This window comes from Shewanella eurypsychrophilus (assembly GCF_007004545.3).
GTDB classification, from domain to species: domain Bacteria; phylum Pseudomonadota; class Gammaproteobacteria; order Enterobacterales; family Shewanellaceae; genus Shewanella; species Shewanella eurypsychrophilus.
In genome coordinates, this window is record NZ_CP045503.2 from 3228587 (window position 1) to 3243798 (window position 15212).

Below are 15212 nucleotides of genomic sequence, written 5' to 3' on the forward strand. Positions count from 1 at the left end.
TATTATTAACCTTTAACCTTCACAATGAAGAATTAATAGGTTTAGCTCACGCAAAGCGACAGAGAACTTGGCAAATTCATGGCTTTGCGAAGTTTTAAAGTCCGCGAGCATATGGAACCATCTCTCCAATAACCCCTGATTGGATTCTATCCATTGAGTAATAATGGTATCAGCATCACAAGTTGAGGTACATGTTCTTAATACCACCGAACTTAATGAACGCTGCTGCCAGTCTAACTCTTCTCTAAATGCTGCTCTTGCAAGCGCTTGCCAATGGTTCGCAACAGGCTGCTCACTGATTTGGTCAAGGAACCAATGAAGGTCAACTCGAGCACCTAGCTTGAAGTATGTCTGTGCAACGAGTGACACTGGTTTACTTTCAAGTTCAGCTATTTGCGCAATATCCAGAGCCGAAAATAAAGTACTCATGTTAACGACGTTGGTCGCCACAGACTCGTTTACACCCTCTTTAACCAGAGCTGCAATTTCTGCACGAATACCTTCAACTTCAACCTCAACCATATAACCATGAACATTGGCTTTAAGATCTTCAAATACAGGGGCAAAGAAGCTTATAGTCTGCTCAATACTATGACTACGATTACGATGACGTAGGAACCATCGACTCGCACGACGAATATTACGTCGAAGTTGATGCAACATTTCACCTTGCACAACAGCTGGAATAATGCCATTTAAAGACGTTATCTGCTGGGTTAAATCAGCTAATCCAAATACTTCACGAGCCATAGTGTAACAAATTGCAGCTTCAGCGACTGAGGCACCAGTCTCATCTTGCATACGTTGTACGAAATTAAGCCCTAAATCATTAACTAATTCATTGGCTAACGACGTTGCAATAATTTCAGCACGAAGTGGATGAGACACCATTCGATCACTGTATCTTTCTTGTAACTGCTGCGGGAAGTAAGCAATCAATAACTGACTTAAAAATGCATCATCTGTGATTTCAGGAGTCAATAACTGCTCTTTGAGTACCATTTTCGCATAAGCAACTAAAACAGAAAGCTCAGGGCGAGTAAGAGGTTTACCGTTAGCTAGACGCTCAGCAAGTTCCTCTTCAGATGGAAGGAACTCTAGACCTCTATCGAGCTTACCATCTTTCTCAAGGTAATGAATAAAGCGGATCTGTTCTTTCAACTGCTCAGCACCACGAACCTGAGTCACTGAAATAGTGCGGGTCTGGTCATTACAATCTTGTAGAACAATACGGCTTACTTCATCAGTCATTTCGACTAATAAACGATTACGCTGTTTAAGTGTCATCTCACCATCTGCAACCAATGCATTAAGTAAGATCTTAATATTAACTTCATTGTCGGAACAATCTACGCCGCCAACGTTATCTACAAAATCGGTATTCATTCGACCGCCATTAGCAGCATATTCAATACGCCCTAACTGAGTACAGCCTAAGTTACCACCCTCGCCTATAATTCTGGCTTTAACTTCATTACCGTTAACACGTAGAGCATCGTTCGCTCTATCACCCACTTCAGCATGTGTCTCTGAAGATGATTTAACATAGGTGCCGATACCGCCATTCCAAATAAGATCAACATTCATCTTCAAGAGCTCTTTAAGCAACTCTGTCGGTGTCATCGACGCTTTCTTAGTATCTAACATTGCTTTCATTTCAGAAGACAATGGGATCTTCTTAGCCGAACGAAGGAAAATACCACCACCTTTGGAGATAAGTTCTTTATTGTAATCATCCCAACTTGAACGAGGAAGTTCAAATAAACGTGCACGCTCTTTAAAACTAGACTCAGCATCTGGGTTTGGATCAATAAAAATATGCAGATGGTTAAACGCTGTAACGAGTCGAATATGCTCTGAAAGTAGCATACCATTACCGAATACATCACCAGCCATGTCACCTACAGCAAGACAAGTAAAGTCAGTGGTTTGACAATCGATGCCTATTTCGCGGAAGTGGCGTTTAACCGATTCCCACGCACCACGTGCTGTGATCCCCATTTTCTTATGGTCATAACCATAACTGCCACCAGAGGCAAACGCATCACCTAACCAGAAACCATATTCTTCAGAAATACTGTTGGCGATATCAGAGAATGTTGCCGTGCCTTTATCGGCAGCAACAACCAAATATGGATCATCTTCATCATGACGAACCACATTCTTAGGCGGGATCACTTCACCCTCAATTATATTGTCAGAAATATCGAGTAAACCACGAATAAACAAACGGTAACACTCTTGGCCTTCGGTGAAGAAAGCTTCGCGTCCACCTTCTGTAGGCAGTTGCTTACAGACAAATCCGCCCTTCGCGCCTACTGGCACAATAACGGTGTTCTTAACTTGTTGTGCTTTTACTAAACCAAGCACTTCGGTGCGGAAATCTTCACGGCGATCTGACCAACGAAGACCACCACGTGCTACTTTACCGCCGCGAAGATGCACACCTTCGACTCTCGGAGAGTAAACAAAAATCTCGAACTTAGGTAAAGGACGCGGCATCTCTGGGATCATTTCAGGAGAAAACTTGAATGAAACGTATGGTTTCTCTTTACCGTCTTCAGCGACTTGATAGAAGTTTGTTCTGAGCGTCGCGTTTATTAAATCCAAATAACGTCGAATAATTCTGTCGTCATCTAAGCTAGAAACATCATCTAAACGTAAATCAATTTGTTCAATAAATTTACTTAAGGTACGTGTTTTAAGTTTAGGGTTAAACTTTCGGATAAACATTTTGACTAATAAGTCTGCTAGCTGTGGATAGCGTGTAAATGTTTCTTCGATATACGCTTGGCTAAATGTTGCATCTATTTGACGCATGTACTTAGCATAAGCTCGTAATATTGAAACTTCACGTCCGCCTAAGCCTGTAGCAAGTACCAATCGGTTAAAACCATCATCTTCAAGCTGCTTCTTCCATACTTGAGATAATGCATTTTGGAATCTGTCTTGACTCTCTGCAATATTCTCGGTTGTAGCACCTTGAATTGTCATCAAGAAATCTAAGATCCAGTATGTGTGGCCGTCCGTAGTCTTAATCTCATATGGACGTTCATTAATCACTCGAAGACCAAAATTCTCAAGCATAGGTAAGACGTCTGAAAGATGAATAGGTTCATCTTTATGGAACAACTTCAGGCGCACTTTACTATTGTTCAGCGCTGTTTCTTGTGGTTGGTAAAACAGCATACCTAATTTGTGAGAATCATCTAACGCTTCTAGCTGTAAAATATCTACAACAGCCGAACTCGGCAACACGTCTTCTTGATAACTGCGTGGAAACGCATCAAGGTAACGCTTTGTCAGTCTAGTACCCGACTCTTCACCGCGTGCACTGCTTAGAGAATCATTTAGCTTATCTTCCCATGAACGTGCAGCTTCAGTTAAATTATTTTCAATGGCAGCCACATCTACATCCATACTATTGTTGTCGACTTTCACTATGTAGTGAGTACGCGCAAGGGTTGACTCCGAAAAGTAAGTCGTAAATTCAACTTCAGCATCGGTATTAAAGTGTTGCGCTAAGATTCGCTGAGTGTCTTCACGTAGCTTAGTGTTGTATCTATCTTTAGAGACATAGACTAAGCATGATAAGAATCGTCCAAAACCATCTTTTCGAACAAATAACTTTAGTTTATCTCGGTCTTGCATCTCAAGCACGCCATGTGCGACATGGGCAAGCTCCGCGACACTACCTTGGATGAGTTCATCTCTAGGTAAAGTCTCTAAGATATGCATCAAGGCTTTATAATCATGAGAGCGAGGAGTTAAGCCTGAGCGATCGAGTACACGTTGTACTTTCTCAGCTAAAAGGGGGATTTCACGAGGGCTTCGGTTGTAAAGGTTGGAAGCATACAGACCTAAGAAACGATCTTCTCCAATAACATTCCCTTTTTTATCAAAACGTTTTACACCAACATAATCCACATATGCCGGGCGATGAACGCGACTCTTTTCACTGCTTTTGGTTAATACTAGTAAACTGTCATCTAACGCTTCTTTACGGGCGCTTTCAGAGAAGTTGGATAGTAACAAACCGGTTTCAGGTTGTGGCTTACCTGGAATATTCATCAAGCCTAAGCTCGATGTTGTATCTGCAATAAGCTCTAAATCTCCTTCCACTTTACGCAGATCGTAACGACGATATCCTAACAGTGTGAAATGATGATTATTAAGATAGTTAAGAAAGTTAGTCGCTTCTTCAAGCTCTTGCTTTTCTCCAGGATAGGGCCTTTTGGCGAGATCTTTAATCGTCTCATCCAATTTATTAGACATGGCCTGCCAATCATGTACCGACGCAGCAACATCACCGAGGACAGATGCGACTTCTTTTTCAAGCAGCTTAATATCTTCTTTACTACTCAATCTGTCAATTTCAATCAGGAATACCGCAACTCTCTCAAGTTCTTCATTATTGTCTTCACCATAACTGACTTCGGTGATCAACTGTTTGTCACGCTTAAGTGATAGTGGCGTGTGCAACATCATATGGGCAGTAATACCAAGACGATTAAGTGCCATTCCAACTGAATCGACTAGAAAAGGCATGTCAGGCTGAACGACTTCAATAATTGAATGAGTAGATTGCCAACCATGTTTTGACTGGCTTGGATTAAAGACACGAATGTGCGAACTGCCCTTTTGCGTCTTATTAGCGGCATTCCACAAACTTAAAACGGCACCATAAAGATCACTATCATTACGGGCATTAAGATCGTCTTTCGACATGTGGGCATAAATACAAGCGGCGAACTGCTCAACTTGCTTAACTTGTGCATTTGGAACTTTTGAATGAATAAGGTTAACTACATTTTCGAGTAGTACTGAAGGCATTGCATCTTTCAAGGCCATGTTGCTGTTTCCTTTAAGGGTCTATGGCAGCGCTTTTATAATTTTTGGGATGCTTGTTACAAATGACCAGTCAAAATAATGTGACCTAGGTCATGCGCGAAGTTTATTACTAAATCTGCCACATTTCGAGAATTATTTTAGTGGTCAATCCTCCTTAAAACCAGTAATAGCAGTAATTTAGCTTAGCAGATGATAAATCAATCGCCATAAGAGCATGACTATGCAGTTTTTGGGCAATAAAAAAGGGAGCCGAAGCTCCCTGATTGCTTAGTTACTTGAGGGTTTTCGCCATAAAATGGCCCCGATTGCAGGTAAAATAATTATGGCGCCCAACATATTTACCAAAAACATAAAGGTTAACAAGATCCCCATATCCATTTGGAACTTTAACGCTGAAAAGAACCAAGTACTCACACCAATCGCTAATGTCAGTCCAGTGAAAATAACCGCGCTACCTCGCTCAACAAGCGCCTCATAATATGCCTCTTGAACTGACATACCCTCTCTTAATCGAACGGCCATGGTTGATAAAATATAAATACCATAATCGACACCAATACCTACGCCTAAAGCAATGACAGGTAGCGTACTCACCGCAAGTCCGATATCAAGTTGAGTCATTAATGCCTGAGCTAAGGTTGAAACCACATAGAGGGGCAAGATCACTGAAATAGTGGCTCGCAGCGATCTAAAGCTAATCAGACAAAGAAAGAACACGGCACCATAGACGTAAATCATCATAGGTAACTGAGCCGCAGAAACGGCCTCATTAGTTGCAGCCATAACACCAACAGGACCCGATGCGAGTCGATACTTTAGCTTGTCGTTATTCATCGTTTGAGTTAACGCGTTAACTTTATTAATAACGATTTCGATGGTTTCAGCTTTGTGATCTTTCAAAAATAGATACACCGGCATCACAGAGCAATCACTATTGAGCAATCCCGATGTTGTAGGCACTCTGCCAACAGCTTGAACCAGACTTGCTGTCGTTCTAGGTAGAACCTGCCATTTAGGGCTGCCTTCGTTAAAACCTGCATTCACTCGTTTAGCCACTGAGGCTAGGCTAGCCGTAGCTTCTACTCCGGGTGTATTACTCATCAGCCACTCAAACTCATCAATTTGAGTGAGTACAGAATGATACGTGCAGGCTTCTGGAAAAGCTTCAACGATAATCGTCATGACATCAGTCGTAATAGAAAACTTATCTGTAATGTAGAAAGTATCTTGGTTATATCTAGAATCAAAATGTAGTGCCGGCGCCCCACCTTGCAGATCCCCGACTTTCATTTGGTTTGCTTGCTGTAAACCTAAGGCATAGAGGCCTGTTGTAAACACAAGAACCCAGATAGCGTACTTAGTCGTGGCAAAATAAGACAGTGATCTCCAAACCCGGTTAGCCCCTTGAGTTAAAGCCTTATTTTCCTTCTTCACATTAAGTTGAGTATAAGAAATGATTAGCGGCAGTAATATCAAGTTAGTAAGGATAATGACTGCTACACCTAATGAAGCAGAGATGGCAAGCTCTCTAATGATACCAATATCAATCGCTAACAAGGTCAAGAAGCCAACCGTATCAGATAAAAGTGCGATACCACCCGGGATCAACAGACTTCTGAAAGCTAATGCTGCAGCCGCTTTGGTCGTCTCTCCGTCGTTGACTCTTCGACGAACCGCATTGATCATTTGCACACTGTGGCTGACACCAATGGCAAAAACGAGGAAAGGGATGAGGATTGACATGGGATCGAGTCCAAAGCCAACCACAGTCAATAAACCAAGTTGCCAAATTACTGCAATCAAGCTACATGCTAATGGCAAAAATGTCAGAGTTAATGACTTAGAAAACAGGTACACCATCACGGCAGTAACAAGGATAGCAATCAAGAAGAAAAGCATAACCCCTTTTGCGCCTTCAGCGACATCACCAGCCATTTTGGCAAAACCAATAATATGGATCTTGATATTATCGTTTTCGTACTTTTCTCTAAGCTCTTTTTCAAGTTGTTCAGCAAAAGCGAGTGTATCGAGTGGCTCTCCTGTCTGCGGATCAAAATCCATTAATTGGGCGGTTACCATGGCAGCCGAATAATCTTCCGCGATGAGCCTGCCAACAATGCCCGCTTTCTCAATGTTATTTCGAACGACTGTTAGACCAGCCGAGGTTGTCGTAAAGTCTGCGGGGATCACTGGGCCCCCAGCGAAACCATCTTCAACTACTTCTGTGAATCGAGTCGAAGGGGAAAACAATGATTTTACCTGCGACCTATCGACACCTGGTATAAAAAACAGTTGGTCATGAACATTCTTCAAAGCATCAAAAAATGTTTCATTGAAAATATCCCCACTTGAATCCTCTACGGCCACCATAATGCTGTTTGCACCACCAAATTGTTTCTGATGTTTTAGGTAGGTCTTCATATAGCTATGATTAAGTGGGATGTTTTTTATGAATGCTGCATCCATTTTTAAATTACTTGCCTGAATAGCAAGGAATACAGTTATTAATACAAACAGTACGATGACGAACGCTCTTCGCCTGAATAAAAAGGATTCTAATCCATTAACTAATTTATCTAACATCATAAAGATCCTATTATTGTTGTTTGAAAAGACCTTTAGTACCTGCGATCCAGGTGTGGCCTTGGGGATCTTGAACAATCGAGACTAAATTTTCACCCTGGCGCTGCTCAACTAAGGTACTGATACCTTCAGCAGTAACATCGATAATAACGCCTGCATTACCCACTAAACGAAGCTCATCATTGGCTTTAACCATCACACCATTGATTGTTGAGGTAACTGGCATACTAATCTCGCTCCAGTTGTCAAAAGCGCCGTCAGCTTTAAACACGTGCCCTCTTAAGCCCATAACAAACAGAGACTCTTTAAAATAGATGGCATTGAACAATGAGCCTTCATAAATAAAGTCCATTTTTTGCCACCGCTTTCCCTGATCATTCGATACCGCGACTAAACCTAACTCTCCGACCATGACAAGCTGACCATCTTTTGCTTGAATGACACGGTTAAAGTGTGGCAATAGAGTGCTTCGCTCACTAAGATATAAAGCTTCATCTTCTGCTTTTAGCTCAGCGAGATAATCAATATCTTCTTCGAACAGTAACGATTGGTGGTACTCAGCGACCCATTGCTGGCCACCATCTTGAGTACGGAAGAAAAGTCCATAAGCGCCTATGGCAATACCATTGTTTTCATCAAAAAAATGGATATCTAACAGTGGTTTTTCGATCTCTTCTGACTCCATCTGTAACAACCAGGTCCTACCGCCATCATGGGTATAGAGAATCGTAGCGTCATGACCAACCGCCCATCCTTTCTGAGGAGTAATGAGAAAAGCTTTTGTAAGGTGTGCCTTGGTTGGAGTTTGAACCTGCTTCCATTGTGGACTTGCTTGTTCATCAAAGATAAAAGCGTGCCCTCGTTCACCTACAGCGATGGCGGTGCTTCCTTTAGAAACAATATCTAGAACAATTGAATTAATGGCTAAAGGTTGAATTTGATTTTTAAAATCACTGACATTATCGGTCTGAGCAGATGCCTGCCCAATAAAACCAATAAATAAACAGAATTGTAATGTTCGAAGCATGCTAGACAACATACAGACTTCCTTAAAGAATAGAGGGGCAGTAAACCGCCCCTTAAAACTGAGATTAACGAATACCGGCACGTCTTAATGCTGCAGGCGTGAAATTAGCTTCACTGAGCTTGGCATCGAAATCATACATACGACCTTCATTATCTAGCCCCATTGCGATATAACGGCGAGATTGAAGATCATGGAACACTTCTAAGGTGCTCCAATGAGTTGGCACTTCATAGTAGTTAATGGCATGGGCAACCGCGACACGATAAAGCTCATCACGGTTATCGTACATATCAGCAAGCGATACCTGCCATGAATCTTCATCTATATAGAAAGTACGCGTCTTGTAGATATGACGCATTCCCTCTTTTAGCTGAGCCTTAACCACCCAAACACGATGTTTTTCCCAACGGACAAATTCAGGGTTAATATGACCGGGATGAATGATTTGATCGTACTTCAACTGATCTGAGTGCAATTTATAATCATTATATGGAATGTAAACTTCTTGTTTACCAATAAGTTCCCAGTTATATCTTACTGGAGAGCCGTTAAACATATCAAAGTCATCGGTGGTTCTTAGCCCATCAGATACCGAACCTGGAGTATCAAAAGCGACGTTTGGCGCTTTACGTACTCGTCGCTGACCCGTGTTATAAGTCCACGCCTGTCGTGGCAAGGCTTCTTGATCCATGGTTTCTTTCACAAGAAGAGCTGTACCCGCCAGACGAGCAGGTTGAGTCACAACTTGCTTGAAATAAAACAGGGTATTAGATGCAGCAAGCTTATCCAGCGTCATTTCAGGACGTGAATACTGAAAACGTATCTCTTCAGCTGTTTCAACTAATGTATAGCTTCCACCCGCTGTTGGAGCCGCTTGGCTACGCGATGTTTTCACATCGACACCACGGAAGCGTAATACATGATTCCAAATAACTTCTAAGCCATTTTCAGGGATAGGAAAAGGCACACCAATCGATGCACCTTTTACACCATTACCTTCAGACACGAGCTCTGCACGAGTGGCGTTAGCCTTAGTCGCATCATAGACAAACTGAGGTACAGACGCTGTACGCCTGGTTTGATAGACATTCATCTTGTATGTATCTGGATACAATTCAAAGAGCTTCATCTGCCCTTCAGTCAAATGTGCCTTATACTTCTCTTTAGTCGCATTGGTGATCGTAAATTCTATTTTATCAGCAGAAAATGGATCAGGATGATGCATTCCCTTCTCATAACCAGCTGCAGCGGTGGTGATCCCACCATCCCAAGCAGGAATAGAACCATCAGCGTTACCCGCTTTAACCCCACCTAATGGTGTCAGTTCGGTGCCTAATTTTGCCGCTTCTGCATCTGTGACTTTAGCTAACGCACTGGGTGCAGTTAATGCAACCATCACAGCCGCCGACAATATCGCAAGTTTGTTCATTATTATTGTCCTTGTGATTTAGATTGAATATTTGATGTTAAATGACACGTAATCACGGTCAGACATCTGATTTGTTGTGCCTACGCCACCAAAGAAACTGTTGTATGAGAAATCAGCTCCCCAACGACTCTGATAATCAAAATTAACCCCTACAGAGACTGACTTTTTACCTTCGGTAAAGAGGAACATAGGATCGGGTGTGATACCGTCAACATCATGGGAAAAAATCACCCGAGGAGACATGTTTACACCGGCAAACAAGTTGTTGTAATCCGCTTTAGCAACGAGGCGATAACCCCATGCGAAATCTGTCGGGAACGGGTTGGTTTCAGGGCCATTATGTAAAGCTTCAATGATGCCAGGCATCTCCGGGTTTCCACCTGAACGCGCGGTTCCTGGGCCGTTGAGTCTTAACTCATCGAAACTAGGCATGTCATGGATCCACACACCACCAATCTCAGCAAGCATAACCAGGTTACTGGTGCCAAGTGTTGGCCCAAATAAATGAGTAAAGGTTGCTTGAGCTTGAGTCGTATCGAGACGAATGAAACCTTCTGCATATTCACCAGGCCCGACGTCATTCACATAAGAGGTGTATTGAGAGACACCATCTAAATCAGGGCGAATACCTGCATTAGCAAGCTGCTGAGGCATGGCGGCAAAAAGTAATTCAACATCATCTATCTGCAGAGGTTCATCTTGGCGGTGAGCTATTTCACCAGCAACCGATGTGTCACCGATTAGCGTATTAAAACTAAATCCGTAAAGCTGAATATCTTCAGGGAACTCAATCTGGGCTTTAGAGAAAGTCTCAAGACCTAATAAGGTTTCTCTATCAACTGAGCCTCCGGCCGCAGCAATTCCACCTAGAACAGCTAAATCACGACCAACTGCATCAGCACCAAAGTTAGCAGTGGTACCACTAATCAATGGTCGACGACTGTGATAGTTCATGTAATAGAGACCAAATTCAGTCTCACCAAGCGCTGGAGAGTAGTAACCCAATTTGACACCATATTGGCCAGAATCACTGGCACTGGCTTGATCTTCAACTAACGTTGCTTTAGTTGGGTACGCTAAAGCAAGTTGGCCTAACTCTGCAGCAGAATATTGTCCTGAGCCTATCATTTTCAGTAAATCATTATATTCAGCTTGTATAAAATCCAAGCTCATATCAGGATTCGCTTGGAAACCAAGTTGGGCATTCTGATTATAACCGCCGTAACCGGCAAAATCGTTTGTCGAGAAATAAGAACCTGGTGTAGGAACCCAAACAGGTTCCCAATCGTACTGGTAGAAAGCTTCCACCGAAAGCTCATTGGTTACTCCAAAGGAAGCCCATACCATACCTTGAGGTCTGTACGCTTCCTTGAGCTCGGAGCCTGGTGCATTGAGGATATTCAGATCCACGGCATTGATAACACCGATACCGTGGGGAATGAGTGTACTTTCACCCCAAGAGACAACTTGCTGACCAATACGTATCGTTAATGGATTGGCACCATCATTAAAGTCGAAATCACCGTAAACAAAAGCGTCCAACAGACGCACATCTTTACACTGAACTTTCGAGGCTTCAGAATCAGCACATGGATCATATTCAGCACCCGTTAGCGGATCGCTATAACCATAGCTGCCATTATTGGCTTTTTGATCATAAAAATACATGCCACGAGCGAATACACCGAAGTTTTTATATTTAAGGGATAATTCATGTAATCCTTTAAAGACCACAGCGGTTGTATCACCTTGTGAATAGAGTTGGTTACTCAGATCACCATTACTTGAATATGACCCTGGCTGAGCCCAGATCTCTGCTGGCAAATACTTAACGTTATTGAACGCTGAATAATTCGTCCAATCGAACTGTGGGTGATTGACTTTACCAATATGGTTGTCCCAATCACGCCCCTCTACACGCCAACTGGCACCAGCTGACCAAGTAGAATCGAACGTCCCTTCAACTTCTCCCCAATTAAAAGATACTGCATTGACACTGGATGTGAGCCCCATACTCAGTGCCGCTACGATCCCTAAAGCAAGTGTCGACTTACTAAAGCCATTGTTAACCTTTTTCATTTTAGCGCTTCTCCGTAACCTGCTGAATTCTTGTTATTAGGAATGGCGGCCAACATCTTGTTAGCGTGCAGGTAACACCATTGTTACAGTATTTACATGCGATGAGCAAGGCAGAATTTAAGAAAATCTTCTAAAGAATTAAGTACGTTAGATGATTTTAAAGCCGTAATTCAAACGACCGATTTAAAAATACTGAAGGAGAAAAGAGAAGGGAGTGAAAAGTTAAGTTAACCACCTGTAAAGACAAACAATTAACTTAACATATGATCGGTGGACTTGAACGGAAGTATCAATCAAACGTTTGAAGTAATTACTCTAAACGAATTAGAGTTTACAAAGAGATACAAGTTCTCCTTGAGCATTGAGCTCCATTTTAAACTGCCCTTGAATGCCTGAGCGTGTTAAAAAGCGTCGAAAATGCCTGCCATGGATCCAAAGAGTTCTTCCATGATTGTCATGAACTTCAACTTTATCTACCGTACCTAGGTAATATTGTTGAAAATCGTGATAAGACACATTTAGGCTAAAATAAAAATTCATATTGCTTTGGTCATTATTACATTGTTTAGCCCCTAACCAGTATCGGATAGGGGCAGTAGACAAACAGCTTAAACCAGATTATACAGCTAGCGCTTTAGATACTTTTTCATAAAGGTCTTTAGACAGTTCAGGCAAAGACAAGATTCTTTTCAGTGACTTTTTCATCTGAGCTTGTCTAACTATATCAAACTTGTTGAACTGTATAAGAGGTGTGATGATACGTGCAGCTACTTGGGGGTTAACCTTATTAAGCTTAATAATAGATTCGGTTAAGAAATTATAGCCTTTACCATCAACTCTATGAAACTGCATTAAATTTCCCGCTGCAAAAGCACCGATTAATGATCTCACACGATTGGGGTTACCAAAGCTAAACGACTCATGCTCTGTCAATGAAATAAGGGTATCTAAACACGTTTCATCAGCACATGTGGCATGTAATGTTAACCACTTATCCATAACAAGCGGGGTAGACTGCCACTTTACTTCATAGTCTGACATGAGAGTCTGTCTTATTGATGATGACTCACCATTTACAGCTTGCAGCGCACCTAGACTGTCCGTCATGTTCTCAGCTTGCAGATACTGACCCTCTGCCAATGAGAGGTACTCATCAGACACTTTTTGAAGCAGTAGTAGACAAGCGTTCTTTAATGAACGAGCACCCGCATGATTAACGAGAGATAACTCACGATACCTCGCAAGCAACTCATCTTCACAAGCACTGGCTATCTCTTCAATAACAAAAGCACGCGCGATGGATAGTGCATCTAGCTCGACAGTGTTGACCTGCTCAATCAAGGCTGAAATACTCGGAAGAGTGAATATTTCCGCCACCAAGGCATGATCTAACGCTTCCGAGAGTAGTACCCCTCGGTACGCATCCATAACCCTAGGATCTACGTGCATGGTATGATTATTCTGAAGGTTCGCTACATTATCCCAAATAGACTGACTGATTAAGTTTACAGACGCTTCCCAACGAGCAACTTCGCAGTTGGCGTAAGACATAAGACCAACCAGTTGATCAACCGAGTAATTGAACACTAATTTTACCGGTGCTGAGAAATTTTGCAGCAGAGAAGGCGTCGGTTTTTGACTAATACCGTTAAATACGAACTCTTGACTGCTGTGCTTAACATCCAAAACTTGATTCAACATCGAGTCGCCCTGATTCGATAAAAGCTCTAAATCAAAAGGAATATGCAGGGGTAACTTCTCTTTTTGCTCAGCCGTTGCAGGCGTGCTCTGGGAAATAGTCAGACGATATGTTTCACTCGCCTCATCATAATCCTCCAGAACGGTGACTACTGGGGTTCCTGATTGGCTATACCAGCGCTTAAATTGGCTCAAATCAATTGAACTTGCATCTTGCATCGCTGAACTAAAATCATCACAAGTCACCGCTTGCCCATCATGGCGCTCAAAATAGAGTTTCATACCAGCTTGAAACTTATCCTCCCCCAGCAAGGTATGCATCATGCGGATCACTTCTGCACCCTTGTTATAAACCGTCACCGTATAAAAGTTATTCATCTCGATAACAGATTCTGGACGGATCGGGTGTGCCATTGGGCCCGAATCTTCGGCGAACTGCTGGTTCTTAATCACCTTAATCGCATGAATACGGTTCACGGCTCTGGAGCCAAGATCTGAACTGAACTCTTGATCGCGAAATACTGTAAGCCCCTCTTTAAGGCTAAGCTGAAACCAATCACGACACGTTACCCGGTTACCGGTCCAGTTATGAAAATACTCATGACCTACAACAGACTCGATGCCATGATAATCATCGTCGGTAGCAGTACTTGTATCAGCTAACACATATTTAGTGTTAAAGACATTTAGCCCCTTATTTTCCATCGCGCCCATATTGAAGAAATCGACGGCGACTATCATATAGATATCAAGATCATATTCGAGGTTAAAGCGAGACTCATCCCAAGCCATGGATTTTTTCAAAGACGCTATCGCGTGATGTGCTTTATGCAAGTTGCCCTTATCGACAAACACCTGCAACTTAACAGCACGTTCACTACGAGTGATAAATTCATCTTCTAAAAGATCGAAATCACCTGCGACTAGCGCAAATAAATAAGCCGGTTTAGGAAAAGGATCATGCCACTTAACAAAATGTCGACCTGAATCCGTTAGCCCCTGCTCAATTAAATTGCCATTACTTAAAAGGTACGGGAAAACGGTTTTATCAGCCTCAACTCGGACAGTGTAAATAGCAAGTACGTCCGGTCTATCTAAGAAGTAAGTGATCCGTCTAAAGCCTTCGGCTTCACACTGAGTACAATACGCTCCATCAGACATATATAAGCCTTCAAGGCTTAGGTTTGCTTCTGGATCGAGTTTAGTCACAATCTCTAATTCAAAATCATCTAAGTTTGCTTCGATACTCAGACTTGTTAATTCTTGTTTATAGTTAACTTCCTTGCCATTGACCTTAACTGATAACAACTTCATTTCGTCGCCATCTAAGATCAGAAGGTTAGCAAGAGGATCTTTACGTACAACCAGACTTTTAGCCACAACGAGTGTTTCTTTGCCATCAAGAGTAAAACTCAAATCAAGGTGGGTGATCGTAAACTTAGGCGCAGTGTAATCTTTTAGAAATTTTGCTTGTGCTTGTGTCATAGCAGACCTCAAATCCTTTTAAGCTCATAGAGTCATGGGCTTAATGAGTAAATATAAAAA

At 42.2% G+C, this 15212-nt stretch carries 7 protein-coding genes; all 7 read right to left on the minus strand.

Going from position 1 to position 15212, the window contains the following annotated elements; genetic code table 11:
- Nucleotides 1–12 precede the first annotated feature (12 nt).
- The 7 genes from FM038_RS13665 to pepN all read right to left on the minus strand — a co-directional run bounded on the left by FM038_RS13665 (nt 13) and on the right by pepN (nt 15152).
- Nucleotides 13–4851 carry an NAD-glutamate dehydrogenase gene (locus FM038_RS13665; RefSeq protein WP_142871051.1) on the minus strand — a complete coding sequence of 1613 codons (4839 nt, stop codon included), beginning with the start codon at nt 4849–4851 and terminating at the stop codon, nt 13–15.
- Between the two features lie 267 nt (nt 4852–5118).
- Nucleotides 5119–7434 (minus strand): efflux RND transporter permease subunit, encoded by a 2316-nt coding sequence (locus FM038_RS13670; protein ID WP_142871113.1) that lies wholly within the window; start codon nt 7432–7434, stop codon nt 5119–5121.
- A gap of 13 nt (nt 7435–7447) precedes the next feature.
- Nucleotides 7448–8473 carry a WD40/YVTN/BNR-like repeat-containing protein gene (locus tag FM038_RS13675; protein ID WP_142871052.1) on the minus strand — a complete coding sequence of 342 codons (1026 nt, stop codon included), beginning with the start codon at nt 8471–8473 and terminating at the stop codon, nt 7448–7450.
- A gap of 52 nt (nt 8474–8525) precedes the next feature.
- On the minus strand, nt 8526–9890 hold the full coding sequence (locus FM038_RS13680) for a DUF1329 domain-containing protein (RefSeq protein ID WP_142871053.1): 1365 nt from the start codon (nt 9888–9890) through the stop codon (nt 8526–8528).
- Nucleotides 9891–9908: 18 nt separating this feature from the next.
- The gene (locus FM038_RS13685) at nt 9909–11969 is read right to left on the minus strand and encodes a DUF1302 domain-containing protein (protein WP_142871054.1); all 2061 of its coding nucleotides are present in this window, start codon (nt 11967–11969) and stop codon (nt 9909–9911) included.
- 324 nt (nt 11970–12293) lie between these two features.
- Nucleotides 12294–12509 (minus strand): DUF2835 domain-containing protein, encoded by a 216-nt coding sequence (locus FM038_RS13690; protein ID WP_142871055.1) that lies wholly within the window; start codon nt 12507–12509, stop codon nt 12294–12296.
- A gap of 78 nt (nt 12510–12587) precedes the next feature.
- A complete protein-coding gene (gene pepN / locus FM038_RS13695) occupies nt 12588–15152 on the minus strand; it encodes an aminopeptidase N (RefSeq protein WP_142871056.1) in 2565 nt (854 codons plus the stop codon).
- Nucleotides 15153–15212: the final 60 nt, after the last annotated feature.

Excerpts from the sequence above, each read along its gene's own strand:
- FM038_RS13665 (WP_142871051.1), bottom strand. The coding sequence starts at position 4,851 with ATGGCCTTGAAAGATGCAATGCCTTCAGTACTACTCGAAAATGTAGTT.
- FM038_RS13670 (WP_142871113.1), bottom strand. The coding sequence starts at position 7,434 with ATGTTAGATAAATTAGTTAATGGATTAGAATCCTTTTTATTCAGGCGA.
- FM038_RS13675 (WP_142871052.1), bottom strand. The coding sequence starts at position 8,473 with ATGTTGTCTAGCATGCTTCGAACATTACAATTCTGTTTATTTATTGGT.
- FM038_RS13680 (WP_142871053.1), bottom strand. The coding sequence starts at position 9,890 with ATGAACAAACTTGCGATATTGTCGGCGGCTGTGATGGTTGCATTAACT.
- FM038_RS13685 (WP_142871054.1), bottom strand. The coding sequence starts at position 11,969 with ATGAAAAAGGTTAACAATGGCTTTAGTAAGTCGACACTTGCTTTAGGG.
- FM038_RS13690 (WP_142871055.1), bottom strand. The coding sequence starts at position 12,509 with ATGAATTTTTATTTTAGCCTAAATGTGTCTTATCACGATTTTCAACAA.
- pepN (WP_142871056.1), bottom strand. The coding sequence starts at position 15,152 with ATGACACAAGCACAAGCAAAATTTCTAAAAGATTACACTGCGCCTAAG.